Source organism: Streptomyces sp. NPDC001914 (assembly GCF_042891215.1).
Lineage (GTDB): Bacteria > Actinomycetota > Actinomycetes > Streptomycetales > Streptomycetaceae > Streptomyces.
Genome location: NZ_JBIASW010000008.1, coordinates 441,249 through 468,027, shown reverse-complemented (window position 1 = coordinate 468,027; position 26,779 = coordinate 441,249). Strand labels below are relative to the sequence as shown.

The following is a 26,779-nucleotide window of genomic DNA, read 5'->3' as shown; positions in this document are numbered from 1 at the left end:
GGACCTCGTCCCGGTCGACCTTCACGATGACGCCGTCGACGATGTCGCCGTCGTTGAAGTACTTGATCGTCTCGTCGATCGCGGCGAGGAAGGCTTCCTCGTTACCGATGTCGTTGACCGCAACCTGCGGGGTGGTGGCGGTGGTCTCGGTGCTGCTCGTCATGTGGGAAAGGGCTCCGGTACGGACAGTGAGTCGTAGGTACTGCTTACGCCGGGAGCCCGTTTCGCCCTGTAGAAGCCGGACAGCCAAGGAAGCGCCCGACCCGGCCAAGCCGGAAGGCGCCTCGAGAACCGAGGGGACATACATACAGATGCGAGCACAGCCTGCTATGTCTGAGGAGCGCAGGCCCGCAGCGCAACTTGTAGCATACGGGGGCAGCCGGGCAGGGTCAATGCGCGAAGGCGCACACCCGGGGCGGATCGCCGCAATCCCGGCACAAGACCTGTCTCACAAGGCCACGCAGGCAGTAGGACGCCTCTGTCGTGACACGCCCGAGACGGGTTGGACGGAAGAGTACGACGAGGGAGCCGATCATCCAAGAGCCCGAACCGTTCGAACCGGAAGCCACCCGGCGTGACGCGGATCTCATCGAGAGTTCCCGGGCGAATCGGGGCTGGTGGGACCGGAACGCGGACGACTACCAGATCGAGCACGGCACGTTCCTCGGCGACGACCGGTTCGTGTGGTGCCCCGAGGGTCTCGACGAGGTGGAGGCCGAGCTGCTGGGCCCCGCGGAGGACCTCAAGGACAAGGACGTCCTGGAGATCGGTGCCGGCGCGGCGCAGTGCTCGCGCTGGCTGGCCGGACAGGGCGCGCGCCCGGTCGCCCTGGACCTCTCCCACCGCCAGCTCCAGCACGCGCTGCGCATCGGGGGCGCCGTGCCCCTCGTGGAGGCGGACGCGAGCGCGCTGCCCTTCGCGGACGGATCCTTCGACCTCGCGTGCTCGGCGTACGGCGCGCTGCCCTTCGTCGCCGATCCGGTACTGGTGCTGAGGGAGGTCCACCGGGTGCTGCGCCCCGGCGGCCGTTTCGTCTTCTCCGTCACGCACCCGGTCCGCTGGGCGTTCCCCGACGAACCGGGCCCCGAGGGCCTGTCGGTGGCCGCGTCCTACTTCGACCGCACCCCGTACGTGGAGCAGGACGAGGAGGGCCGCGCGGTCTACGTCGAGCACCACAGGACGTTCGGCGACCGGGTGCGTGACGTGGTGGCCGGCGGTTTCCGCCTGGTCGACGTCGTCGAGCCCGAGTGGCCCGCCTGGAACACCCAGGAGTGGGGCGGCTGGTCCCCGCTGCGCGGCAACCTCATCCCGGGCACGGCGATCTTCGTCTGCGAACGGGACTGACGTACACCCGTCGGCGCTCGTACGAGACTGGGGTCGTGATCCGTTACGAAGCCCTGGACGCGCTGCCCGTGCGCGGCGCTCTGCCCGCCGTGGACGACGCCCTGGAGGGGAACGGCGCCGCGGTGCTGGTGGCGCCGCCCGGCACCGGCAAGACGACGCTGGTGCCGCTCGCCCTGGCCGGTCTCCTGGACGACGGGCGCCCGGCGCGCCGGGTGGTGGTGGCCGAGCCGCGCCGGATCGCGGCCCGTGCGGCCGCCCGGCGAATGGCGTGGCTGCTGGGTGAGAAGACCGGGGAGAGCGTCGGCTTCACGGTGCGCGGGGAACGCGTGGTCGGTCCGCACGCGCGCGTGGAGGTCATCACGACCGGGGTCCTGCTCCAGCGGCTCCAGCGCGACCAGGAACTCGCGGGCGTCGACGTGGTCGTGCTCGACGAGTGTCACGAGCGGCATCTGGACGCCGACACGGTGGCCGCCTTCCTGCTGGACGTGCGGGCCGCGCTCCGTCCCGAGCTGCGGCTGGTCGCCGCGTCCGCGACGACGGACGCCGGGGGCTGGGCCCGGCTGCTGGGCGACGCGCCGGTCGTCGAGGCGCAGGGGGTCTCGTATCCGGTCGAGACGGTGTGGGCGCCGCCCGCGCGCCCCGTACGCCCCCCGCACGGGATGCGGGTGGATCCGGCCCTGCTGACGCATGTGGCGTCCACGGTCCGGCGGGCGCTGGCCGAGCGCCCGGGTGACCTCCTGTGCTTCCTTCCCGGGGTCGGGGAGATCGCGCGGGTGGCCGGGCAGCTCGGCGGTATCGGGGACGTCGACGTCCTCCAGGTGCACGGGCGGGCTCCGGCGGCCGTGCAGGACGCGGTGCTCACGGCCGGCGCGCGGCGCCGGGTGGTCCTCGCGACCTCGGTCGCGGAGTCGTCGCTGACGGTTCCGGGAGTGCGGGTGGTCGTGGACTCGGGGCTCGCGCGGGAGCCGCGGGTGGACCACGCGCGCGGGCTGAGCGCCCTGGCGACCGTACGGGCCTCGCAGGCGGCCGGGCGGCAGCGGGCGGGGCGCGCCGGCCGTGAGGCGCCGGGCACGGTCTACCGCTGCTGGGCGGAGGCGGAGGACGGCCGTCTGACGCGGTTCCCGGAACCCGAGATCAAGGTGGCCGACCTGACGGCGTTCGCGCTCCAGGCGGCCTGCTGGGGCGATCCCGGGGCGACCGGGCTGGCCCTGCTGGATCCGCCGCCGGGCGGGGCGATGGCGGCGGCGCGGGCCGTGCTGTCGGCCGTGGGCGCGGTCGACGCCGCGGGGCGGGCCACGGAACGCGGTGTGCGCATGTCCCGTCTCGGCCTGCACCCCCGGCTGGCGCGCGCCCTGCTGGACGCGGCCCCGCTGGTGGGCGCGGCGCGGGCGGCGGACGTGGTGGCCCTGCTGAGCGAGGAGCCCCCGCGCGAGTACGGCGACGACCTGGCCGCGGCCTGGCGCACCGCCCGGCGCGGCGGCGACGCCTACGCGGCCCGCTGGCGCGCCGAGTCCCGCCGTCTGCGCTCCTCGGCGGCCGGCCTCGCCCCCGCCGCCGCTCCGGACGTCGCCCCGGCCTCCGCACCCGGCCCGACGTCGGCCCCGGACGCGGGCTCTCCCGGTCGGCCCTCCCCCGCGGGCTCCCCCACCGTCCCTTCGGCGTCCCCTGCCTCTTCCCCTTCTCCGCCCTCTTCTTCTCCCTCTTCCCCTTCCTCCCCTCCGGGCGTGCGCGCCGGAGGGGAGGAGCCCGGGGACGACCGGGTCGCCGGGCTCGTCGCCGCGCTGGCGTTCCCCGAGCGGGTCGCGCAGCTGAGGGGCGGCTCCCACCTCATGGTCGGCGGGACCCGCGCCGACGCCGGTGAGGGTTCCGTCCTGCGCGGTGCGCCCTGGCTCGCGGTCGCCGTCGCCGACCGTCCCGTCGGCAGGGGGCACGCGCGCGTGCGGCTCGCGGCGGTGATCGACGAGCCGACGGCACGGCGCGCCGCCGCCGGCCTGTACGACGAGGGCGAGGAGGTCCACTGGGCCGGGGGTGACGTCGTCGCCCGGCGGGTGGAGCGGCTGGGGGCGATCGAGCTGGCCGATCGGCCGCTGCGCGACGCGGACCCCGGCCTCGTACGGGAGGCGCTGCTCCAAGGGCTGCGGGAGGAGGGTTTCGGTCTGCTGCGGTGGTCGCCGGACGCCGAGGTGCTGCGCCGGCGGCTCGCGTTCCTGCGCCTGCGGCTCGGCGACCCGTGGCCGGACGTCTCCGCGGAAGCCCTCCACGCGCGCGTGAGCGAGTGGCTGGAGCCGGAACTGAGCCGCGCCCGGCGGCGGGCGGACCTGGCGCGGATCGACGCCGGGCAGGCGCTGAACCGGCTGCTGCCCTGGGCCACGGGGGAGGCGGCCCGGCTCGACGAGCTCGCGCCCGAGCGGATCGAGGTGCCGAGCGGGTCGAGGATCCGCGTGGACTACACCGACCCGGCGCAGCCGGTGCTCGCCGTGAAGCTGCAGGAGATGTTCGGGCTCCAGGCGTCCCCCGAGGTGGCCGGTGTGCCCGTCCTCGTGCATCTCCTGTCTCCGGCGGGCCGTCCGGCCGCGGTGACCGCCGATCTCGCGTCCTTCTGGAAAGACGGCTACAAGGGCGTACGGGCCGAGCTGCGGGGCCGCTACCCCAAGCACCCGTGGCCCGAGGACCCGGCGACCGCCGAGGCGACGAGGTACACGAACGCGCGGCTCAGGCGCTGACGGGCTCGGGGTCGGCGGCGGGGGCGGGCGTGGGGTCGCCGGGCCTGCGTCCGCGGGCCTCCAGATACAGCGAGAGGGACAGCAGGGCCGCGCCGAGGAGCAGGAAACCCCAGGGGAGGTAGGAGGTCATCATCAGGACGAGGGTGCGGTTGGACTTGACGAGGTCGACGGTGTGCCGGATGTAGTCCTCGCGCATCCTCACGTCCCCGGAGAAGGCGGTCACCTTGTCGCGGCCGCCCAGGAGGGTGCCGCCGCGCAGTTCCTCCTTGTGGATCTCCTCGCCGAAGACGGGCGCTCCGGTGACCGGTTCGACCCAGAACTTGCGGACGGTGGTGTACCAGCGGGTGGTGCCGGTCTTGGCGAGGGATTCGGGGGTGACGCCCTGGACGGGCATGATCTTGGGGAACTTCACCTTCGTCCAGGGGATGGTCTGCTCGAAGTAGTAGACCTCGACGCCCCGGAAGGTCGTGGTGCGCTTGTAGTGGATGGGCGCCGAGGTGCGGGTCTGCGCGTCGAAGTACTCGTAGTCCCGTTTCTCGGTCCTGAAGGGCCACTTGAACTCGATGCCCTGGCGGGTGACGGGGTCGCCGTCGACGGACTCGCCGGTGGCGTGGACGGGTTCCTGGCTGTGCGCGTCGAAGATGTAGCGCTCGGGGAGCTTGGAGACCATCTTCCCGTCGGGGCCCTGGACGTAGGAGAGGGAGTCCCAGACGACGACGTCGCGGCCGGCGGTCCGCTCGATCCTCTCGGAGGCCTCGACGTCGCCCTTGAGGGTCTGGACGACGGTGACCTTGGAGACCTTCCTGGCCTGCATGGTGCCGTAGTCGAGGAGGGTCGCGTCCTTCGCTTCCAGGACCATGTCCTGGTACTGGCCGGCGGGGACCTTGGCCAGGCGCGGGAAGGCGTACCAGCGCAGCAGCGGGGACAGCGCCGCGAAGAACACGGCGAGCGCGAGCAGGATCAGGCTTGCCTTGCGGCGCATCTCGACGGCCCTCCCGGTGCGTGCGTCAGGGGTGCTTGGGAACGGTGGTGAGCAGCGGTTTCGGCGAGGTGTGTCCGGCCGGCGAGCCCATGGCCGTGACGGTCAGGACCAGCGCGAGTGCCGCGGCGAGACCGGTCGCGGCGGCGATGAGGGCACGCATGCGGGCCTCCCGGGGCCAGGAGCTGATACGTCGTCAGGTCGGGCACCGTAGCAACGGCGGGGCGAGATGAGAACACGTTGCACACACAACGATCAGGGCGCCCTCGCGGCGTGAGCCGGGAGGGCGCCCTGGGGCGAGCGCGGGCCGCGCGGTGGCGGCGCGGTTCTAGGAGGCGGGTTCGGTGGCGGAGGCGGTGGGAGCGGCGGCCACCGTCAGTTCCACGGTCAGGGTCGCCCCGCCCGTGGTGGTGATCCGGAGCAGGAAGGTGCCGGTGGTGTCGTCGGCGTACAGCTTCGGGAGCTTGAGCAGGCCGTCCGCGTCGGTGGTCAGGGCGCCGAGGGTGCGTACGGTCTTGCCGTCCGCGTCCTTGAAGTAGGGGCCCTTGTCGTTCTCGCCCGTGTCGTCGGCGGACTTGACCAGGGTCGCGGTCGCGGCGACCTTGCCCGCGACCGCGCCCTTGTAGGTGGCCTTCACCTCGACCTGGTCGGCGAACTCTCCGCCCGGGACGCAGGTCAGCGCGGTGTCGCCGGTGCGGGCCAGGGTGTCCGCCTGGCGCGCGGTGACGCTGGCCGCGTAGTCGAGGCCGGCCATGACGCGGCCGACGACGGTGACGCGGACGGTGAAGTCGCCCGTCTTCTCCCCCGCCACGAGCGCGGGCGCGGTGGCCATGCCGAGTTTGTCGGTGACCTGGGTGGCGACGCTCTCGCCGCCGGTGAAGGTGGCGTCGGTGTCGCCGACGATGGTGAACCGCACCCGGACCTTCGCCACGGCCTTGCCGGCCTTGTCGTCGGTGCGCACGGCGATCTTCTGCGCGAACGTGTCCCCGGCGGTCGCCGTGAGCCTGCCCGCGCCCACGTTCGTCAGGTGGTCCACCGTCTCGGTGGGCGTCGGCGTGGGGGTCGGCGGGCTCGTCGGCGGCGGTGTGGCCGGCGGGGTCGGGGTGGCGGGAGGCGTCGGCGTGGGGGTCGAGGGGCCGCCCGGCCGGGGGCTGCTCGGCGGGGACGGCTGCGGGGGCGTGGGAGTCGGGCTCGACGTCGCCGGCTCGTCGCTTTCGTGCGAGGGCAGCGTGCCGGTGCCGTCCGGCACCTCGTGCGTGCCCTTGCGGTAGTACTCCAGCCACGACAGGACGGTGTTGAGGTACGCCGTCGAGTTGTTGTAGCTGAGGATCGCCGCGTTCATCTGCGACTGGACCGCCATGTCGCGGTTGCCGCGGCACAGGTAGTGCCCGGCGGCCAGCGCCGCGTCGTAGATGTTGTTCGGGTCCTTCTTGCCGTCGCCGTTGCCGTCACGGCCCGCCCACTCCCAGGTGGAGGGGATGAACTGCATGGGCCCGACCGCGCGGTCGTAGGTGCTGTCGCCGTCGAAGGCGCCGTTGTCGGTGTCCTTGATGTTGGCGAAGCCGTAGCCGTTCAGGACCGGGCCGAGGATGGGCGACAGGGTCGTGCCGCTCGCGTCGACACGGCCGCCGCGGGCCTGGCCCGACTCGACCTTGCCGATGGCGGCGAGGAGCTGCCAGGGCAGGTTGCAGGTCGGCTTGGACTCGCGCAGCGACGCCTCGGCCTGCTTGTAGGCGGCCAGCACGGTCGCGGGGATGCCCGCCTCGGCGGCCCCCGTCGCGGCCGGTGTGCCGCTGCCCGTGGTCGGCGCCGGGTTGGGGCTCTGCAGCGGCGGCAGGTCCGTGTAGTACCGCCCGTTGCCGGTCGCGGTGCCGTCGTCGCCCGTGCCGTCGGTGTCCAGGCCGAGGTCGGCACCCGCCGACTGTCTGCCGGGCTCGTCGGTGACGGCCCCCGGGCCCTGGGAGGCGGACAGAGCCGCGACCGCGAGCGCGGCCACAGCAGTGGTTGCCGCGCCCTTGCGCAGCCTCCTGCCGAATTCCGCCGCCATCGAGTGAACCCCTCCCATGGACGACCGGCGTGACCCGTCGCCCCTCAGTCCCGCGCCGCCGCTGTCTCCAGGCCGTGCTCCCCGCACGGCAACCCAAGTGACCCTACGACAACTTCCGTCGCCCAGGGACCTGTTCGCGCCCGATATTCACCAGTTGGCCATGAGCCGCCGTCCCGCATACTGGCCTGTGATGATCAACCGGCCGCACATAGCCGGTCAACAGGAGACGCAGGGGGACGATTTGCCCTTCACTCTCAGTCACGCGGCCGCCGTGCTGCCCGCGATCCGCGGGAACGGAAACGGCCGCGGTCGATTGATTCCCGCCGTTCTGCTGGCGGGCTCCTTCGCTCCCGACATGACCTACTACGCGGCGAGCGTGGTGCCCGGGGCGATGGAGTTCGGGACGTTCACCCACACGTTCACCGGCGTGTTCACGGTTGATGTGGTTGTCGCATGGGCGCTGGTGGGTGCTTGGCTCCTGCTGCGCGAACCACTGGTCGCGCTGTTGCCCGCGGCACGACAGGGGCGTACGGCGCGGCTTGTGCGCTGTGGAGCCGCGCGTGAGCCGGTGCGTGCGCCGGCCGTTCTCCGCTGGTACGCCTCCGCGGTCCTCGGAGCGACGACGCACGTCGTGTGGGACGCGTTCACCCATCACGACCGGTGGGGCGTCGAGCTCTTCCCCGTCCTCGGACACACCCTCGCGGGCTCGCCGCTCTACTGGTACGTCCAGTACGGCAGTTCGGCGGCCGCCGCCCTCGTGATCGTGACGTTCGTGGTGCTCGCGCTGCGCCGCGCCCCGGACGGCCCCGTCGTCGCCGTGCCCGTCCTGTCCACCGCCGACCGGTGGCTGGCGGCGACGGTGATCGGCGGTCTCACGGTCGCGTCCGCGGTGCAGCGGGCGGTGCACTGGTGGGCGTACTGGAAATCCGTCGCGAAGCCGTGGGAACTCATTCCCGCGCTGTGCTTCGGCGGGGGCGCCGGACTGGTCCTCGGCCTGTGCCTGTACGTCCTCGCGGTCAGGATCTGGCGTCCCGCTCCGGCTCGTCCCGGCCCTGAGGCGGCGCGTCCGGAGCCGAGCCGACCCGCCGCTCGCTGACCGCCCCGCCCGCGGCGAGCCCCCGGAACAGCCCGCGGCCCCGGCCGAGGCCCCGGTGCACCGCCCGGGCGACCCGCTCGACGACACGGGCGCGATACGGCGTCGTCGGATGGTCGTACGACAGGACGATCACGCGGTAGCTGCGGGCCGGGCCGGTGAAGGAACCGATGCCGTGGACCCGCCCGCCGTTCGCCGCCCGGGGGAGCCGGCCGGTCGAGATGTGGGCCCCCAGGCCGCGCGACAGCCCGCGGAACGCGGTGCGGGGCCGGCCGTCAGCGAGCCGTGTGAACTCCCGCAGGCGGCTCGCGCCGGCTCCCAGGAACGAGCGGGCGCGGGACACCGCCGCCGGCCACTGCCGCAGCAGGTCCCCGGCCGTCGTACGGGCCGGGCCGACTCCCTCGTCGTCGCGCACCGACACCAGGACCGTGCCCGGGCGTGCGGACAGCGCCGCCCGGAGATCGCGGGACAGCCGGGCCTCGAAGTCCTCCTCACGGGAGGAGCCGGCGGACCCCAGGAGCTGGCCGGTGCCCGCTCCGGCCGCGACCGCGGGTACCGGCGCGAGCAGCGCCGGGACGACGGCCGCGGCCACCGTCGCGGTCGCGACCACCACGGTCGCGGCCATGGCCGTACGGCGGTGCAGCGTGCGTATACCCATGCCCGCATCCTTACGTCGCCCTCCCGCACCGGGCGCCCTGTGAGAGCCACGCGAGTGACGAGCCCGACGACTCAGAGCAGCCCGCACGGCACCCCGAACCGCCCGCACGGGCACCCTGAACCAACCGCACCGCGGCCGAGAACGCCCGAGGGCCGCGGGTCCGGCACCTGGTGGTGCGGAACCGCGGCCCTCGGATGAAGCGCCCGGCGCTAGTGCGCGGCCGACTCCCAGTCACGGCCGACGCCGACGGAGACGTCCAGCGGGACCTGGAGCCGGACCGCGGACGCCATCTCGTGGCGCAGCAGTTCCTCGGTCCTCTCCCGCTCACCGGGGGCGATCTCCAGAACGATTTCGTCATGGACCTGGAGCAGCATGCGGGATTCCAGCTTCGCCTCGCGCAGCGCCCGGTCCACGTTCAGCATCGCGATCTTCACGATGTCGGCGGCCGTGCCCTGGATGGGCGCGTTCAGGGCCATGCGCTCGGCCGCCTCACGGCGCTGACGGTTGTCGCTGTTGAGATCGGGCAGATAGCGGCGGCGCCCGAACAGCGTCGCCGTGTAGCCCGTGGCCCGGGCCTCGTCGACCGCGCGGCGCAGATAGTCCCGTACACCGCCGAAGCGCTCGAAGTAGGTGTCCATCAGCCCACGGGCCTCGCCCGCCTCGATGTTGAGCTGCTGGGACAGGCCGAAAGCCGACAGACCGTACGCGAGGCCGTACGACATCGCCTTGATCTTGCGGCGCATCTCGGCGTCCACCGCGGAGCGCTCCACCGAGAACACCTGGGAGGCGACGGTGGTGTGCAGGTCCTCACCGGAGGTGAACGCCTCCAGCAGACCCTCGTCCTCGGACAGATGGGCCATCACCCGCAGCTCGATCTGGCTGTAGTCCGCGGTCATCAGGCACTCGAAGCCCTCACCGACCACGAAACCGCGGCGGATCGCGCGGCCCTCGTCCGTGCGCACCGGGATGTTCTGCAGGTTCGGGTCGGTCGACGACAGACGGCCCGTCGCCGCCACCGTCTGGTTGAACGTCGTGTGGATACGGCCGTCCGCGGCGATCGTCTTGATCAGACCCTCGACCGTGGACCGCAGCTTGGCCTGCTCACGGTGACGCAGCATGATCACGGGCAGTTCGTTCTCGGTCTGCGCCGCCAGCCAGGCGAGCGCGTCCGCGTCCGTCGTGTAGCCCGTCTTCGTCTTCTTCGTCTTCGGCAGGGCCAGCTCGCCGAAGAGGACTTCCTGGAGCTGCTTGGGCGAACCGAGGTTGAACTCGTGCCCGGCCGCCGCGTGCGCCTCCTTCACCGCCTGCTGCACGGCTCCGGCGAACGTCTGCTCCATGGTCTCCAGGTGCGCCCGGTCCGCCGCGATGCCGTACCGCTCCAGCCGCGCCAGCAGGCTGGACGTGGGCAGCTCCATGTCCCGCAGCAGATCCGCCGCGCCGACCTCCTGGAGCTTCTCCCCGAACGCCTCCCCGAGATCGAGGATCGTGCGGGCCTGCGCCATCAGCGCGTCGGCCTCGGCCTGCTCGTCCGTACCGAACGCGAGCTGTCCGTCGGCCGCGGCGGCGGGCCCGAGCTCCCGGCCCAGATACTCCAGGGACAGCGCGTCCAGCGCGAAGGAACGGCGGCCCGGCTTGACCAGATACGCGGCGAGCGCCGTGTCCATGGTCACGCCCTCGATGCTCCAGCCGTGCTCGGCGAAGACCCGCATCACGCCCTTGGCGTTGTGCATGACCTTGTGCCTGTCGGGGTCGGCGAGCCACGCGGCGAACGCGTTCTCGTCCGCCTCGTCCAGCCGGGACGGGTCGAACCAGACCGCGGGCCCCGCACCCGTGGCGAGCGCCACCTCGGCCACCGACCCCGCGCCCAGCGCCCACGAGTCGACCGTGGACACGCCCAGCACGTCGCCGCCGTGCTCGGCCAGCCACGGCTTCAACTCACCCGCGCCCAGCACCACCCCGTCGATCTCGACGCCCTCGGCGACCGGCCGCGCCTCCTCGGCCTCCGCGCCCCCCGGATCCACGGCGAGAAGCCGCTCACGCAGCGAGGGGTTACGGATCTCCAGCGTGTCCAGGACCATCGCCACGGCCGTACGGTCGTACGCGGCCCGCTCCAGGTCCGCCACCGTCCGGGACAGCTCGACGTCCTTGACCATCTCCGTGAGACGGCGGTTGAGCTTCACCGCCTCCAGGTGGTCGCGCAGGTTCTGCCCGGCCTTGCCCTTGACCTCCTCGACCCGCTCGACCAGCTCCGCGAACGAACCGAACTGGTTGATCCACTTCGCGGCCGTCTTCTCCCCCACACCGGGAATGCCCGGCAGGTTGTCCGACGGGTCACCGCGCAGCGCCGCGAAGTCCGGATACTGCGCCGGCGTCAGCCCGTACTTCTCGAAGACCTTCTCCGGAGTGAACCGGGTCAGCTCCGAGACACCCTTCGTCGGGTACAGCACCGTCGTGTGCTCCGAGACGAGCTGGAAGGAGTCACGGTCACCCGTGACGATCAGCACCTCGAAACCCTCGGCCTCCGCCTGCGTGGCGAGCGTCGCGATGATGTCGTCGGCCTCGAACCCGTCCACCGCGAACCGCTGCGCGTGCATCGCGTCCAGCAGCTCGCCGATCAGCTCGACCTGCCCCTTGAACTCGTCCGGGGTCTTCGACCTGTTCGCCTTGTACTCGGTGAACTCCTCGGAACGCCAGGTCTTGCGCGATACGTCGAACGCCACCGCGAAATGCGTGGGCGACTCGTCGCGCAGCGTGTTCGCCAGCATCGACGCGAAACCATAGATGGCGTTCGTCGGCTGCCCCGTCGCGGTCGTGAAGTTCTCCGCGGGCAGCGCGAAGAACGCGCGGTAGGCCAGCGAGTGCCCGTCCATGAGCATCAGGCGCGGACGGCCGCCACCAGCGGTTTTCTCGGTCTTCTTCGATGCTGTCTCTGCCACACCCCCGATCCTGCCACGGCCCGCTGACAACGAGTGCCCTCCCGGCCCGCCGCACCCCCTCCCCACCCCGGATTCCCACAACCCACGGCCTTCGCCGCCGGTGGCGCGTGCGAGGATCGAAGAGGTACGAACACACGCACACCGACGTGCGCACGCGAAGGGGTTCAGCGATGGCCAGCAAGCCGCCGAAAAGCGATCCGGTCCAGGACGCGCCGCAGGTAGCCGGACCGAAGCACGCGGCGGCCGGACTCCCCGCCATCGGACACACCCTGCGCATCGCCCAGCAGCAGATGGGCGTCCGCCGCACCGCGCTCACCCTCCTGCGCGTCAACCAGAAGGACGGCTTCGACTGCCCGGGCTGCGCCTGGCCCGAGCCCGAGCACCGGCACGCCGCGGAGTTCTGCGAGAACGGCGCCAAGGCCGTCGCCGAGGAAGCCACCCTGCGCCGGGTCACCCCCGACTTCTTCGCCGCGCACCCCGTCTCCGACCTCGCCGGCCGCAGCGGCTACTGGCTCGGCCAGCAGGGCCGCCTCACCCACCCGATGTACCTGCCCGAGGGCGCCGACCACTACGAGCCCATAGCCTGGGAACGCGCCTTCGACATCGTCGCCGAGGAACTCGCCGCGCTCGGCTCCCCGGACGAGGCCCTCTTCTACACCTCGGGCCGCACCAGCAACGAGGCCGCCTTCCTCTACCAGCTCTTCGCCCGCGAACTCGGCACGAACAACCTGCCCGACTGCTCGAACATGTGCCACGAGTCGTCCGGCTCCGCGCTCAACGAGACCATCGGCATCGGCAAGGGCAGCGTCCTGCTCGACGACCTCTACCGCGCGGATCTGATCATCGTCGCCGGACAGAACCCCGGCACGAACCACCCGCGCATGCTCTCCGCCCTGGAGAAGGCCAAGGCCAACGGCGCGAAGATCATTACCGTCAACCCGCTGCCCGAAGCGGGCATGGAACGCTTCAAGAACCCGCAGACACCCCAGGGCATGGTCAAGGGCGCCGCGCTCACCGACCTCTTCCTCCAGATCCGCATCGGCGGCGACCAGGCGCTCTTCCGCCTGCTCAACAAGCTGATCCTCGACACCGAGGGAGCCGTCGACGAGACGTTCGTCGCCGAACACACCCACGGCTTCGAGGACTTCGCCGAGGCCGCCCGCGCCGCCGACTGGGACGAGACCCTCACCGCGACCGGCCTCACCCGCGACAGCATCGACGAGGCCCTGCGGATGGTCCTCGCCTCGAAGCGCACCATCGTGTGCTGGGCCATGGGCCTCACCCAGCACAAGCACTCCGTCCCCACCATCCGCGAAGTCGTCAACTTCCTGCTGCTGCGCGGCAACATCGGCCGCCCCGGCGCCGGCGTCTGCCCCGTCCGCGGACACTCCAACGTCCAGGGCGACCGCACGATGGGCATCTTCGAACGCCCCGCCCCCGCCTTCCTCGACGCCCTGGAGAAGGAGTTCGGCTTCAAGCCGCCCCGCGCACACGGCTACGACGTCGTACGGGCCATCCGCGCGCTGCGCGACGGCGAGGCGAAGGTCTTCTTCGCCATGGGCGGCAACTTCGTCTCCGCCTCCCCCGACACCGACGTCACCGAGGCCGCCATGCGGCGCGCCCGGCTCACCGTCCACGTCTCCACCAAGCTCAACCGCTCGCACGTGGTCACCGGCGCACGCGCCCTCATCCTGCCCACCCTCGGACGCACCGAGCGCGACCTCCAGGGCAGCGGCGAACAGTTCGTGACCGTCGAGGACTCCATGGGCATGGTGCACGCCTCACGCGGCCGCCTGGAGCCCGCGAGCCCTCACCTGCTCTCCGAGCCCGCCATCGTCGCCCGCCTCGCCCGCAGGGTCCTCGGCGAGACCAGCGGCACCCCCTGGGAAGAGTTCGAGAAGGACTACGCGGCCGTCCGCGACCGCATAGCCCGCGTGATCCCCGGCTTCCAGGACTTCAACGCGCGCGTGGCCGACCCCGCCGGCTTCGCCCTCCCCCACGCCCCCCGCGACGAACGCCGCTTCCCGACGGCCACCGGCAAGGCCAACTTCACCGCCGCGCCCGTCGAACACCCCGAACTCCCCGCGGGGCGCCTGCTGCTGCAGACGCTGCGCTCCCACGACCAGTACAACACCACCATCTACGGACTCGACGACCGATACAGGGGCATAAAGAACGGCCGCCGGGTCGTCCTCGTCAACCCCGACGACGCCCGCGAACTGAAGATCGCGGACGGCTCGTACGTCGACCTCGTCGGCGAATGGAAGGACGGCGTGGAACGCCGCGCGCCCGGCTTCCGCGTCGTGCACTACCCCACCGCCCGGGGCTGCGCCGCCGCCTACTACCCCGAGACGAACGTCCTGGTCCCCCTGGACTCGACCGCCGACACCAGCAACACCCCTGCCAGCAAGTCCGTGGTCGTCCGTCTGGAACAATCGACAGCCGACTGAGCGTTCGCTCAGCGAGGGACATCCACGACGACGTGGTCCACGACGAACGGAGCAGGGCCCCATGGGCGAACAGCACACCCCGAAGTTCCCGCAAGGGGTCATCGACGAGTACGCCGCGCTCGGCGTCGACCTGCCCGCCCTCTTCTCCGCGGGCCACCTCGGCAACCGCATGGGCGTCCAGATCACCGAGGCCTCCGCGGAACGCGTCGTGGGCACCATGCCCGTCGAGGGCAACACCCAGCCCTACGGCCTCCTCCACGGAGGAGCCTCCGCCGTCCTCGCCGAGACCATCGGCTCCGTCGGCGCCATGCTCCACGGCGGCATCACCAAGATCGCCGTCGGCGTCGACCTGAACTGCACCCACCACCGCGGTGTCCGCTCCGGCCTCGTCACCGGTGTGGCCACGCCCGTCCACCGCGGCCGCACCTCGGCGACGTACGAGATCGCCATCACCGGCGAGGACGGCAAGCGCGTCTGCAGCGCCCGCCTGACCTGCATCCTCAAGGACGCTCCCCAGGGCTGACCCCGGCGCCCCGGGATGCCCCGGGGCCCACACGGCCCGTCCCGGCGTCCCAGGGCTCCCCGGGGCGCGCAAATCTTCCGACCGTCCACCGGGCCGTCGGAGGAACGAGGACACGCGGAGCCTGCGAGGGGCGCGGCTGATCCTGCACTCCAGGGCGGCGCGGATCCTGCGGGGCGCCCGGGCCCGCGGCGTGGCCGACTCGGATCCTGCGGGGCGCCCGGGCCCGCCAGGGCACTCGGCGTCTCCGGCCCGCGCATCCACCGGGTGCCCCAGCCCACCGGGGCTCGCCGGGAAACCGGGCGCCGCGCCCGGACGCTCGGATTGCGCGGGGTACCCCGCGGCCACCGGGGTGCGCGACTCCCGCGGAACGCCCGGGCCCGCCGGGGCACGCGGATCATCCGGCGTGCGTGGACCCTCGGGGCCGCCCGGGTCACTCGGGCACGACGGGTCCCGGGCGCTGCGGCACCGCGAAGCCCTGGACCCGGGTCCCGGGCGAAGCCCCGCGCCCGCATTCCGCGGGCGTCCGGATCCGGCGGGGCCCCGAATCCGGCGGGACGCTCCGATGCCGCCGGGTTGCGCGACTCCGCCGGCGGGTCCCGAAGCCCCGGGGCGCTTCGGCCCCCTCTTCAGGGCCCAGGGATTCTCCTCGTCAGGGCCCAGGGATTCTCCTCGTCAGGGCCCAGGGATTCTCCAGCGCGCTCCCGCCTCCCGCGAGGCGCACGGATTTCGCCGGGCGCCCCGCGAGGCGGTAACTCCACGGCCCTGCCGTCGACCTCCGGAGCGGTCCGGCGAAGTCCAACCCCCTCACCTCCGAGTCCCGTTGGGCCGCTCCGCCGGCGCCCCGGCGGTGACCCTCCGGGTCCGGATTCCCGTCGCGATCGCAATCGGCGCCCTCGACCGCCCGCCCCCGCGCCGCCCGTGGCCGCCGAGGAGACCGCACCCCGGTGACAAGTGCCGCGACGGCAACCGCACTTCCTTCCGCTTCGCGGTCGGCACCCGGTCCCGCACGGTCTGCGCCGCCCGCCAAGTAGGCTCAGCGACACCCGAGTTGGGTGCGAACGACCCAGCTCCGCTGCCACTGACAGTGAAGACCGGAAACGCCCGCCTCATCACCTTGCGCCGAGCCGTATACAACCGCCCCGGCCGGCAGCCCGCCGTACAGGCTTCCCGCCCCCGCCCGCCCGTCCGCGACGACGACGCACAGCAACAGCAAAGCCTCACTTCGGCGGCACCCGGCCGCCCGGCGCGAAGGCCGCCGCGCGCGCCCCCCGCCGCCCCAACACGCCCCCACCGGCACCCACTTCGCCCGGCCAGGACACCGACGACCGCCTCACGCGGCAGTAACACACGGTTACCTCTGCCGCAATAAAGCAATCCCCACACCGCGAGCCGCGCCGCACCACGCCCCCGACGGCCCCTCGAACCGCGACCGGGCGCACAGCTTCCGGTATCCGCCATCAACCCGGAACAGCGCGTTCTCACCATGCGAACACACAACCGCCTTCAGCCAACGCGCCGAAATGCTCCGATCGTCCGCCCCACCCCCCGCGAGACACCCCCCGGATAACAAGAGCGTCACAGCCTTCCCCACGCTCCTCCCCACCCCCCCGACCTGCGCCTATAGTCACGGCCAGTCACCGCGCCGCCGGGCGCGTCACTGCACGGCCCTGCTTCATCCAGTACGGCCCGGCGAGAAACACGGCCCCCACCCTGGGGTGCCGCGCCAGGGAGAGGAATCAACGTGCGACAGCGTTCCATGGTCATACTCACCGCCGTGCTCACGACAGGAGCACTCACGCTGACCGCCTGCGGCTCGCGCGACGACAGCGGCGACGGCAAGAGCGACAAGAAGACCGAGATCATCATCGGCGTGGACGCGCCGCTGACCGGCCAGAACTCGGCCACCGGCCTCGGCATCCAGGGCGGCGTCCAGATCGCCGTGGACGACGCCAACAAGAACAACACCGTTCCCGGCGTGACCTTCAAGGTCAAGGCGCTCGACGACAAGGCCATCCCGGCCTCCGGCCAGGCCAACGCCACCCAGCTCGTCCAGGACGACAAGGTCCTCGGCGTGGTCGGCCCGCTGAACTCCGGCGTCGCCACCCAGATGCAGCAGGTCTTCGACACCGCGAACCTCGTCGAGATCTCGCCGTCGAACACCGCGCCCGAGCTCACGCAGGGCAAGAACTGGCAGACCTCCAAGTCCCGCCCGTTCAAGACCTACTTCCGCACCGCCACCACCGACGCCCTCCAGGGCGGCTTCGCGGCCGACTACGCCTACAACACGCTGAAGAAGCGCAAGGTGTACGTGGTCGACGACAAGCAGACCTACGGCGCCGGCCTGGCCAAGCTCTTCAAGGCCGGCTTCACCAAGTCCGGCGGCAAGCTCGCGGGCGAGGACCACGTCAACACCGGCGACACGGACTTCTCCGCCCTCGTCACCAAGATCAAGAACTCCAAGGCCGACCTCGTCTACTACGGCGGCCAGTACGACGAGTCCGAGAAGCTCACCAAGCAGCTCAAGGACGGCGGCGTCAAGGTCCCGCTGTTCGGCGGTGACGGCATGTTCTCCGACACCTACATCCAGACCGCCGGCAAGACCTCCGAGGGCGACCTCGTCACCTCGGTCGGCCAGCCCGTCGACTCCCTGGCCTCCGCCGCCGACTTCATCAAGAAGTACAAGGCGTCCGGCCTCAAGGGCGACTACGGCACCTACGGTGGCTACTCCTACGACGCCGCCACGGCCATCATCAAGGCCATCGGCGCTGTCGTGAAGGACGGCAAGATCCCGGACGGCGCCCGCGCCAAGATCGTCGCCGAGGTTCAGAAGACCAAGTTCGACGGCATCGCCGGCCCGGTCTCGTTCGACGAGTACGGCGACACCACGAACAAGCAGCTGACCGTGTACCAGGTCGTCGACGGCAAGTGGAAGGCCGTCAAGAGCGGCACGTTCAACGGCTGATCAGCAACACCCGGGACACTCCGGTGGATCGGTCCACAACCAGGCGGCGGCGCCCCGAGCGGCACCGCACGCCCGGTCCGATCCACCGGACAGGCCCTCCGCACAACCTCAGGGCCGCGCGGCCACGACCACACGTCACCGCGCGGCCCGCTTCATACGCCCTGCTCAACTCTCCCCACCACATGGAGGCCACGCGGTGAACACCCTGCCGCAGCAGCTGGCCAACGGGCTGTTCCTCGGCTCGATGTACGGGCTGATCGCCATCGGCTACACGATGGTGTACGGCATCGTCCAGCTCATCAACTTCGCCCACGGCGAGATCTTCATGACCGGCGGCTTCGGCGCACTCTCGGTCTACCTCTACGTTCTGCCAAACGGCACATCCATGTGGATAGCCCTCCCAGCGATGCTGATAGGCGGCGGAATCGTCTCCGTCCTCATCGCCGTCGGGGCCGAACGCTTCGCCTACCGGCCACTGCGCGGAGCACCACGCCTCGCACCCCTCATCACCGCCATCGGTCTGTCCCTGGCCCTCCAGCAGATCGTCTTCAACACCTACCCCGACGCCAAGACCGACCTGAAGTTCCCCCAGCTTCCCTTCGGTCCGCTGCACATCGGCTCCGTCAGCATCCAGAGCGGCTCGGTCTTCGTCATCGTCGCCGCCCCCCTGTGCATGGCGGCCCTCGCCCTCTTCGTCAGCCTCTCCCGCACCGGCCGCGCCATGCAGGCCACCGCGCAGGACCCTGACACCGCGCAGCTCATGGGCATCGACACCAACCGCATCATCGTCATCGCCTTCGCCATCGGCGGCTTCTTCGCCGCCGTCGCGGCCGTGGCCTACGGCCTGCGCTACGGCACCGTCAAGTACGACATGGGCTTCCAGATGGGCCTCAAGGCCTTCACCGCGGCCGTCCTCGGCGGCATCGGCAACATCTACGGCGCCATGATCGGCGGCCTCGTCCTCGGCCTCGCCGAGACCCTGGCCACCAGCTACATCGACGGCATCCCCGGCATGCAGCAGCTCGGCGGCGGCGGCTGGTCCTCCGTCTGGGCCTTCGTACTCCTCATCCTCGTACTGCTGTTCAGGCCACAGGGCCTCGTCGGCGAACGCGTCGCGGACAGGGCGTGAGCACCATGGCAACCACCGAGACGACCACCCCCGAGCGCGGCCTGATCGCACTCCCCGAGAGCGCGGCCCGCGTCCTCGTCGCGATCGGCGCCATCGCCACCATCGCCAGCACGTTCATGTCCTGGACCTACACGTCCGACTTCCCCGGGGACCTCACCTACTACGGTTCCCCGGCCGGACTCCAGGTCCTCGACATCGTCGCCGGCGCCCTCACGCTTCTCTTCGCCCTGACCCTCTGGAACGTCCGCGGCCTCGGCTGGCTCAACCCGGCGGGCGCCACCCAGCCCGTCGTCCTCGCCGCCGCCTCCGCGTTCGCCGTGAGCTGGTTCAGCGCGATCGCCATCGCCGTCGACCTCAAGGGCCTCGTCGCGCTCGACCCCGGCGCCTACCTCGCCGCCGTCGGCTCCCTCGTCGCCCTCCTCGGCACCCTGGCACTCCCCAAGCCCGGGGACACGTTCAAGGACTACATCACCAAGCCCGACCTCATCCCGCCGGCCGCCAAGCTGGCAGGCTGGATCGAGCGCCTCATCGTCACCGCCGCCACCGCCGTCGCGCTGATCGTCTTCAACTACGGCATCGGCGTCGACCCCGACGCGAGCGAAACGTTCCTGGGCTACCTGTTCCTCGTCGTCTTCGGCGCCTGGGCCCTGCTCACCGCCGGACTCTTCGACCGCTTCGCGCAGCTGAACGCCCGCCACAAGGGATTCGCCACCAGCATGGCCTTCCTGGCCGCGGCGATCTTCCCGTTCCTCGCGAACAACGAGCACAACTCCAACCTCGGCGTCAACATCCTCGTCGTCGCCACCGTCGCCCTCGGCCTCAACATCGTCGTCGGCCTCACCGGACTCCTCGACCTCGGATACGTCGCCTTCCTCGGCGTCGGCGCCTACGCCGCGGCCCTCGTCTCCGGCTCCGAGTTCTCCCGCTTCTCCGGCGTCCAGTTCCCCTTCTGGGCCGCCATGCTCACCGGCATGGCCGCGTCGCTCGTCTTCGGCGTCCTCATCGGCGCCCCGACCCTGCGACTGCGCGGCGACTACCTCGCCATCGTGACCCTGGGCTTCGGAGAGATCTTCCGCATCGCCGTCAACAACATGGACGGGACCTCCGGCCCCAACCTCACCAACGGCCCCAACGGCATCTCGATGATCCCGGACCTCGACATCTTCGGGTTCAACTTCGGCGCCGAGCACAACATCCTCGGCTTCGCCCTCGGCCGGTTCGCGAACTACTTCCTGCTGATGCTCCTCATCACCGCGGTCGTGGTCGTCGTCTTCAACCGCGCCGCGGACTCCCGCATCGGCCGCTCCTGGATCGCCATCCGCGAGGACGAGACCGCCGCCACCGCCATGGGCATCAACGGCTTCCGCGTCAAGCTCATCGCCTTCGCCCTCGGCGCCTCCCTCGCCGGCCTCGCCGGCACGGTCAGCGCCCACGTCGGCTACAGCGTCAACCCGGCCCCGTACCAGTTCGCCGGCTCCGTGCCCCCGAACTCCGCCTTCCTCCTCGCGGCGGTCGTTCTCGGCGGCATGGGAACCGTCAACGGACCCATCCTCGGCGCCACCCTGCTCTACCTCCTCCCCGAGAAGCTCAGCTTCCTCAAGGAGTACGAGCTCCTCGCCTTCGGCATCGCGCTCGTCATCCTGATGCGCTTCCGCCCCGAAGGCATCATCGCCAACCGCCGCCGCCAGCTCGAGTTCCACGTGAGCGACGACAGCGACAAGGCCGTCCACATCCCCGAACAAGGCCTGCCCGACTCCACCGTCGGCGTCACCAAGGCAGGGGCGTAACCAACATGACCACCACCACAGCCCCCAGCCCGGTCCTCGAAGCCACCGGCGTCACCATGCGCTTCGGCGGCCTCACCGCCGTGCGGAACGTCGACCTCACCGTCAACGCCGGAGAGATCGTCGGTCTCATCGGCCCCAACGGCGCGGGCAAGACCACCTTCTTCAACTGCCTCACCGGCCTCTACGTCCCCACCGAGGGCAAGGTCGCCTACAAGGGCACGGTGCTGCCGCCCAAGCCGCACCTCGTCACCAGCGCCGGCATCGCCCGCACCTTCCAGAACATCCGGCTCTTCGCCAACATGACCGTCCTGGAGAACGTGCTCGTCGGACGCCACACCCGCACCAAGGAAGGCCTCTGGTCGGCCCTCCTGCGCGGCCCCGGCTTCCGCAAGGCAGAAGCCGAGTCCCGCGAACGCGCCATGGAACTGCTGGAGTTCATCGGCCTCGACCACAAGGCCGACCACCTCTCCCGCAACCTCCCCTACGGCGAACAGCGCAAGCTGGAGATCGCGCGCGCCATGGCGAGCGAGCCGGGCCTCCTCCTCCTGGACGAGCCCACCGCCGGCATGAACCCCCAGGAAACCCGCGCGACCGAAGAACTCGTCTTCGCCATCCGCGACCGCGGCATCGCCGTCCTCGTCATCGAGCACGACATGCGCTTCATCTTCAACCTGTCCGACCGCGTGGCCTGCCTCGTCCAGGGCGAGAAGCTCGTCGAAGGCACCTCCGAGGTCGTCCAGGGCGACGAGCGCGTCATCGCCGCCTACCTCGGCACCCCCTTCGAGGGCGCCCCCGGCGCCGACGAACTCGCCGAGGTCGAGGCCGCCGAAGCCGCCGGAACCACCGCGGCGGCCGCCCCGGCCGACGACACGACGGAAGCCCCCGCCGCCGAGGAAGCCGAGGAGACCCCGGCAGCCGAGGACAGCACGGCGACCGAGGACACCACGGACACCGACGAAGCCCCCGAGGCCTCCGAGGAGCCCGCGGACGCCACCGCGTCCGACGACTCCGACGCGCAGGGCAGCACCACCAAGGAAGGAACCGCCCAGTGACCGCACTGCTCGAGGTCGAAGACCTCAAGGTCGCCTACGGCAAGATCGAAGCCGTCAAGGGCATCTCCTTCACCGTCGAGGCCGGCCAGATCGTCACCCTCATCGGCACCAACGGCGCCGGCAAGACGACGACGCTGCGCACCCTCTCCGGGCTCCTCAAGCCCAGCGGAGGCCGCATCCTCTTCGACGGCCAGCCCCTGGCCAACATCCCCGCCCACAAGATCGTCGCCCTCGGACTCGCGCACTCCCCCGAGGGACGCCACATCTTCCCCCGCCTCACCATCGCGGAGAACCTCCAGCTCGGAGCCTTCCTCCGCAGCGACAAGGCGGGCATCGAGAAGGACATCCAGCGCGCCTACGACCTCTTCCCCATCCTGGGAGAACGCCGTAAGCAGGCCGCGGGAACCCTCTCGGGCGGCGAGCAGCAGATGCTCGCCATGGGACGCGCCCTCATGTCCCAGCCCAAGCTGCTCATGCTCGACGAGCCCTCCATGGGTCTCTCGCCGATCATGATGCAGAAGATCCTCGCCACCATCGCCGAACTCAAGGCGTCCGGCACCACCATCCTGCTCGTCGAGCAGAACGCCCAGGCGGCGCTCTCGCTGGCCGACCAGGCGCACGTCATGGAGGTCGGCAGCATCGTCCTCTCCGGCACCGGCCAGGACCTCCTGCACGACGAGTCCGTCCGCAAGGCCTACCTCGGCGAGGACTGACCCCCGCGACCCCGGTCGCACGAAAAGGCCCGCACCTCCGTCAGGGGTGCGGGCCTCTTCCGTCCGCCGCTTCGCCGCGGACCGAGTTCTGCTGCGGGGCTCGGGACTAGCCCTTCGCCGCCTTCTTCTCCGCGGCGTCCTCGATGACCGCCTCGGCCACCTGCTGCATCGACATCCGGCGGTCCATCGACGTCTTCTGGATCCACCGGAACGCCGCCGGCTCCGTCAGGCCGTACTCCGTCTGGAGAACCGACTTCGCGCGGTCCACCAGCTTCCGGGTCTCCAGACGCTGCGTGAGATCCGCGATCTCACCCTCCAGCGCCTTCAGCTCCGCGAACCGGGACACCGCCATCTCGATCGCCGGCACCACGTCGCTCTTGCTGAACGGCTTCACCAGGTACGCCATCGCGCCGGCGTCGCGGGCCCGCTCGACGAGGTCGCGCTGCGAGAACGCGGTCAGCATCAGCACCGGGGCGATCGACTCCTCGGCGATCTTCTCCGCCGCCGAGATGCCGTCCAGCTTCGGCATCTTCACGTCCAGGATCACCAGGTCGGGCTTGTGCTCCCGGGCCAGCTCGACGGCCTGCTCACCGTCGCCGGCCTCGCCTACGACGGTGTAGCCCTCCTCCTCCAGCATCTCCTTGAGGTCGAGACGGATCAGCGCCTCGTCCTCGGCGATGACGACACGGGTCGTCAGCGGAGGCACGTGCGACTTGTCGTCGTCGGGCGCGTCTACGGGCTGGGGCGACTCGGGGGCGGTCACGGGGGCTCCTCATTACGGGCCGGGCAGGTAGTGCTGCTTAAGAAGACTACCTAGCGGCGGCGGGCTGCGATGACCCGGTATGCTTCCGCAGAGCCGGTCTCGCCGGGTTGGTGGAACGGTATACACGGAGGTCTCAAACACCTCTGCCTGAGAGGGCTTGCGGGTTCGAATCCCGCACCCGGCACAACTCACCTCAAAGCGGAGGTTCACGTTCGCGTGGACCTCCGCTTTTTGCTGCACATGGTAGCGATCACTGACTCAGAGTGGTCACATGAACGGGCATGGCACAGAAGTACGACAGCTTGCGATCACCCTGCTCCGTGACGGTGCCAAGAACGCAGACGTGGCGCGGAGGGTCGGGGTTCCGCTGGGCACAATTGGCTACTGGAAGCACCTGGATCGCGCCGAGCGAGGTGAGTGTCCCGGAAAGCACGATCCGAAGTGCCCTCGCTGCCACGGTCGCGAGCTGGACCCTGGCGCCTACAGCTACCTGCTGGGGCTATACCTGGGCGACGGCCACATCAGTCACTACTCCGAGCATCGCGTACCCAACCTCATGATCACCTGTTGTGGATCGTGGCCGGGTCTCATGGATCTCTGCGAGCAGGCCATGCGGACCGTCTTCCCTGACAACTCCGTCTGCCGCGTGCGCAAATCCGGCTGCCGCAATGTCAAGGTCTACTCAAAGCATCTGCCCTGCCTGTTCCCCCAGCACGGCCCTGGCAAGAAGCACGAGCGGCCGATCGTGCTCGCTGCCTGGCAGCAGGAGATCGTCGACGCCCACCCCTGGGAGTTCGTCCGGGGGCTCATCCATTCCGACGGGTGTCGCATCACGAACTGGACCACCCGTGTCGTCGGCGGGGAGCCCAAGCGTTATGAGTACCCGCGGTACTTCTTCACCAACGTCTCGGACGACATCAGGCAGCTCTACACCGACACCCTGGACCGGCTCGGTGTCGAGTGGACGCACTGCACCCGGCACGGGAACCCGTACAACATCTCCGTTGCCCGCAAAGCCTCCGTAGCCCTCATGGACGCCCATGTGGGCCCCAAGTACTGACCGGCGGCGGGAGTGACCCTCCGTCGGCCCGGCAGGGGCCCGTCGGACGCGTGTGGCTACTTGGGGCTGTCGTCCTCGCCGATGTGGTGGACGCGGACCAGGTTCGTGGAGCCGGAGACTCCGGGCGGGGAGCCGGCGGTGATCACGACGATGTCGCCCTTGGCGCAGCGGCCGTACTTCAGGAGGAGTTCGTCGACCTGGTCGACCATGGCGTCGGTGGAGTCGACGTGGGGGCCGAGGAAGGTCTCGACGCCCCAGGTGAGGTTGAGCTGGGAGCGGGTCGAGGGGGTGGGGGTGAAGGCGAGGAGGGGAATGGGCGAGCGGTAGCGGGAGAGGCGGCGGACGGTGTCGCCGGACTGGGTGAAGGCGACGAGGAACTTGGCGCCGAGGAAGTCGCCCATCTCGGCGGCGGCCCGGGCGACGGCACCCCCCTGGGTGCGGGGTTTGTTGCGTTCGGTCAGCGGGGGCAGCCCCTTGGCGAGGATGTCCTCCTCGGCGGCTTCGACGATCTTCGCCATCGTCCTGACCGTCTCGATGGGGTATTTGCCGACGCTGGTCTCGCCGGAGAGCATCACGGCGTCGGTGCCGTCGATGACGGCGTTGGCGACGTCGGAGGCCTCGGCGCGGGTGGGGCGGGAGTTGTCGATCATCGAGTCGAGCATCTGAGTGGCGACGATGACCGGCTTGGCATTGCGCTTGGCGAGTTTGATGGCCCGCTTCTGGACGATGGGGACCTGTTCGAGCGGCATTTCCACGCCGAGGTCGCCGCGGGCGACCATGATGCCGTCGAATGCGGCGACGATGTCGTCGATGTTGTCGACGGCCTGGGGCTTTTCGACCTTGGCGATGACGGGGAGGCGGCGGCCTTCCTCGTCCATGATGCGGTGGACGTCCTGGATGTCCTTGCCGCTGCGGACGAAGGACAGGGCGATGACGTCGAAGCCGGTGCGCAGGGCCCAGCGGAGGTCGTCCTCGTCCTTGTCGGAGAGGGCGGGGACGGAGACGGCGACGCCGGGGAGGTTGAGGCCCTTGTGGTCGGAGACCATGCCGCCTTCGATGACGGTGGTGTGGACGCGGGGGCCGTCGACGCCGGTGACTTCGAGGCAGACCTTTCCGTCGTCGACGAGGATGCGTTCACCGGGAGTGACGTCGGTGGCCAGTCCGTCGTAGGTGGTTCCGCAGGATTCCTGGTCTCCTTGGGCGCCTTCTTCGACGGTGATGGTGAAGGTGTCTCCGCGTTCAAGGAGTACGGGTCCTTCGGTGAAGCGGCCGAGGCGGATCTTCGGGCCTTGAAGGTCGCCGAGGATTCCGACGCTGCGGCCCGTTTCGTCGGAGGCTTTCCGGACGTGTCGGTAGCGCTCTTCGTGATCGGCGTGGGTGCCGTGGCTGAGGTTGAAGCGGGCTACGTCCATTCCGGCTTCGACCAGGGCTTTGATCTGGTCGTACGAGTCGGTGGCGGGGCCCAGTGTGCAGACGATTTTCGCTCGGCGCATGATTCGAGCCTAGGCCTTACCGGTCGGTAGAGAATTGGTCGCGCATGACTACTCAACAACCTTTGCGTGAAGGGTTATTGACAACTGTTGAATTGTGCGCCGCACCGCTCCGATGAGCGGAGCATGGTCGAGCGTTGCTCTTCGTGCGGCCGGCGCGTTCTTCGACCTGTGCCCGTCCAGTGTGCGCCGGGCTGCGGGGTGGGTGCGCGGAAGAGTCTCGCGGTGACTTTCCGTGATGCTTTCAGGTGCGGCTAGAGCCGTGGTGGCGCCATGGTGAAGCGGGCGGTGACCTGGGCGTGGACGTGCTGGCGCTGGGGTTCGAGGTCGATGGGTGCGGGTTCGTCCTCGGTGGGGGCGCCGTAGGCGGACCGGCTGAGCGCGCGGGTGCTCTGGGGGACGCGGGGGTGGGTGTCCTCGGTCCCGGTGTCGGCGAGTTCGACGAGGGCGGTGACGGTGGTGTCGAGGGCTTCGGCGTATTCGCGGGCGCGCTGGACGGCCTCGCGGACTGCCTGCCGGCGTGCCGCGCGGTGGGCGGGTGAGGTGGGGCGCAGACTCCACCAGGGGCCGTCCACACGGGTGAGGTCGAGGTCGGCGAGGGCGGTGACGAGTTCGCCGAGTGCGCTGAAGTCGCCCAGTACGGCGGTGATGTGGACGAGTCCGTGGTGGGTACGCGTGCGCTCTCCGCGGCCGTGGCGGCCGAGTTCGGGGGTGATGGTGAGGGCGCTGGTCTCGAGGTGTTCGACGGCGTCGCCATGGGCTTTGACGAGGTCGAGGGCGCGGGCGTTGCGCTGGGTGAGGTCGGTGAGGGTCTGGCGGCGGTCCTTGCCGCGGGCGGTGACGGTGATGGTGATGCGGGCGAGTTCGGGGGCTACTTCGAGGTGGGCTTCGCCGCGGACGGCGATGCGGGGGGTGTCGGGGGTGCCGTAGGGGACGGCGGGGGTGGTGGCCGGGGTGTGCCGGTCGGCGGGGCCGGTGTCGGGGGTCATACGTCCCACTCTGTCACTGGGTGGGGGGTCGGTGGTGCCGTCCGGCCATCAGATGGAAACCTCCAGGGTCTTTTGCGGGGG

At 70.8% G+C, this 26,779-nt stretch carries 19 protein-coding genes, 1 tRNA gene and 1 pseudogene; 12 read left to right on the top strand and 9 right to left on the bottom strand.

What is annotated here, in order from left to right; all coding sequences use genetic code 11:
* Positions 1-163: pseudogene (gene rpsA / locus ACFYYF_RS24740) on the bottom strand (30S ribosomal protein S1); the annotation flags it as partial.
* A 320-nt stretch (positions 164-483) separates the two neighbouring features.
* Here rpsA and ACFYYF_RS24735 point away from each other — a divergent pair.
* Both ACFYYF_RS24735 and ACFYYF_RS24730 read left to right on the top strand, forming a co-directional pair.
* Positions 484-1,344, top strand: coding sequence for a class I SAM-dependent methyltransferase (locus tag ACFYYF_RS24735; RefSeq protein ID WP_388779179.1), 861 nt, complete (start codon positions 484-486; stop codon positions 1,342-1,344).
* Between the two features lie 35 nt (positions 1,345-1,379).
* Positions 1,380-4,067, top strand: coding sequence for an ATP-dependent RNA helicase (locus tag ACFYYF_RS24730; RefSeq protein ID WP_388779176.1), 2,688 nt, complete (start codon positions 1,380-1,382; stop codon positions 4,065-4,067).
* Here the strand turns inward: ACFYYF_RS24730 and ACFYYF_RS24725 are convergent.
* The 3 genes from ACFYYF_RS24725 to ACFYYF_RS24715 form a co-directional block, all read right to left on the bottom strand.
* A complete protein-coding gene (locus tag ACFYYF_RS24725) occupies positions 4,057-5,049 on the bottom strand; it encodes a DUF3068 domain-containing protein (RefSeq protein WP_388779173.1) in 993 nt (330 codons plus the stop codon). The genes ACFYYF_RS24730 and ACFYYF_RS24725 overlap by 11 nt on opposite strands.
* Positions 5,050-5,074: 25 nt before the next feature.
* Positions 5,075-5,209, bottom strand: coding sequence for an SPW_0924 family protein (locus tag ACFYYF_RS24720; RefSeq protein WP_361695378.1), 135 nt, complete (start codon positions 5,207-5,209; stop codon positions 5,075-5,077).
* A 165-nt stretch (positions 5,210-5,374) separates the two neighbouring features.
* Complete coding sequence (locus ACFYYF_RS24715; protein ID WP_388779171.1) at positions 5,375-7,093, bottom strand: lytic transglycosylase domain-containing protein; 1,719 nt, start codon at positions 7,091-7,093, stop codon at positions 5,375-5,377.
* A gap of 241 nt (positions 7,094-7,334) precedes the next feature.
* Here ACFYYF_RS24715 and ACFYYF_RS24710 point away from each other — a divergent pair, with 241 nt between their 5' ends.
* Positions 7,335-8,189, top strand: a complete 855-nt coding sequence (locus ACFYYF_RS24710) for a DUF4184 family protein (RefSeq protein ID WP_388779222.1) — start codon at positions 7,335-7,337, stop codon at positions 8,187-8,189.
* Here ACFYYF_RS24710 and ACFYYF_RS24705 read toward each other — a convergent pair.
* Entirely contained in the window at positions 8,110-8,844 is a 735-nt protein-coding gene (locus ACFYYF_RS24705) for a hypothetical protein (RefSeq protein ID WP_388779168.1), read from the bottom strand. The genes ACFYYF_RS24710 and ACFYYF_RS24705 overlap by 80 nt on opposite strands.
* 209 nt (positions 8,845-9,053) lie before the next feature.
* On the bottom strand, positions 9,054-11,780 hold the full coding sequence (gene polA / locus ACFYYF_RS24700; RefSeq protein ID WP_388779165.1) for a DNA polymerase I: 2,727 nt from the start codon (positions 11,778-11,780) through the stop codon (positions 9,054-9,056).
* Between the two features lie 170 nt (positions 11,781-11,950).
* Between polA and ACFYYF_RS24695 the strand changes: the two genes are divergently transcribed.
* From ACFYYF_RS24695 to ACFYYF_RS24665, 7 genes are all read left to right on the top strand, one after another.
* Complete coding sequence (locus ACFYYF_RS24695; RefSeq protein WP_388779163.1) at positions 11,951-14,230, top strand: FdhF/YdeP family oxidoreductase; 2,280 nt, start codon at positions 11,951-11,953, stop codon at positions 14,228-14,230.
* 61 nt (positions 14,231-14,291) lie between these two features.
* Positions 14,292-14,753 carry a PaaI family thioesterase gene (locus tag ACFYYF_RS24690; protein WP_382796202.1) on the top strand — a complete coding sequence of 154 codons (462 nt, stop codon included), beginning with the start codon at positions 14,292-14,294 and terminating at the stop codon, positions 14,751-14,753.
* A gap of 1,756 nt (positions 14,754-16,509) precedes the next feature.
* Positions 16,510-17,715, top strand: coding sequence for a branched-chain amino acid ABC transporter substrate-binding protein (locus tag ACFYYF_RS24685; RefSeq protein ID WP_365491050.1), 1,206 nt, complete (start codon positions 16,510-16,512; stop codon positions 17,713-17,715).
* A gap of 196 nt (positions 17,716-17,911) precedes the next feature.
* Positions 17,912-18,844, top strand: a complete 933-nt coding sequence (locus tag ACFYYF_RS24680) for a branched-chain amino acid ABC transporter permease (RefSeq protein ID WP_361692257.1) — start codon at positions 17,912-17,914, stop codon at positions 18,842-18,844.
* 5 nt (positions 18,845-18,849) lie between these two features.
* Positions 18,850-20,631 (top strand): branched-chain amino acid ABC transporter permease, encoded by a 1,782-nt coding sequence (locus ACFYYF_RS24675; protein WP_388779220.1) that lies wholly within the window; start codon positions 18,850-18,852, stop codon positions 20,629-20,631.
* A 5-nt stretch (positions 20,632-20,636) separates the two neighbouring features.
* Complete coding sequence (locus ACFYYF_RS24670) at positions 20,637-21,683, top strand: ABC transporter ATP-binding protein (protein WP_388779159.1); 1,047 nt, start codon at positions 20,637-20,639, stop codon at positions 21,681-21,683.
* Positions 21,680-22,396 (top strand): ABC transporter ATP-binding protein, encoded by a 717-nt coding sequence (locus ACFYYF_RS24665; protein ID WP_361692251.1) that lies wholly within the window; start codon positions 21,680-21,682, stop codon positions 22,394-22,396. Before ACFYYF_RS24670 ends, ACFYYF_RS24665 begins: the two co-directional genes overlap by 4 nt.
* 106 nt (positions 22,397-22,502) lie before the next feature.
* On the opposite strand, the gene ACFYYF_RS24660 is transcribed toward ACFYYF_RS24665, so the two are convergent.
* Complete coding sequence (locus ACFYYF_RS24660) at positions 22,503-23,159, bottom strand: ANTAR domain-containing response regulator (protein ID WP_037624717.1); 657 nt, start codon at positions 23,157-23,159, stop codon at positions 22,503-22,505.
* 101 nt (positions 23,160-23,260) lie between these two features.
* Here ACFYYF_RS24660 and ACFYYF_RS24655 point away from each other — a divergent pair.
* Positions 23,261-23,343: transfer RNA gene (locus tag ACFYYF_RS24655), tRNA-Leu, on the top strand.
* Between the two features lie 87 nt (positions 23,344-23,430).
* Positions 23,431-24,219 carry a helix-turn-helix domain-containing protein gene (locus ACFYYF_RS24650; RefSeq protein ID WP_388779154.1) on the top strand — a complete coding sequence of 263 codons (789 nt, stop codon included), beginning with the start codon at positions 23,431-23,433 and terminating at the stop codon, positions 24,217-24,219.
* A gap of 56 nt (positions 24,220-24,275) precedes the next feature.
* Here the strand turns inward: ACFYYF_RS24650 and pyk are convergent, their stop codons facing one another.
* A complete protein-coding gene (pyk, locus tag ACFYYF_RS24645; RefSeq protein ID WP_361692245.1) occupies positions 24,276-25,712 on the bottom strand; it encodes a pyruvate kinase in 1,437 nt (478 codons plus the stop codon).
* 251 nt (positions 25,713-25,963) lie between these two features.
* Positions 25,964-26,698 carry an SIMPL domain-containing protein gene (locus ACFYYF_RS24640; RefSeq protein WP_388779151.1) on the bottom strand — a complete coding sequence of 245 codons (735 nt, stop codon included), beginning with the start codon at positions 26,696-26,698 and terminating at the stop codon, positions 25,964-25,966.
* Positions 26,699-26,779 lie beyond the last annotated feature (81 nt).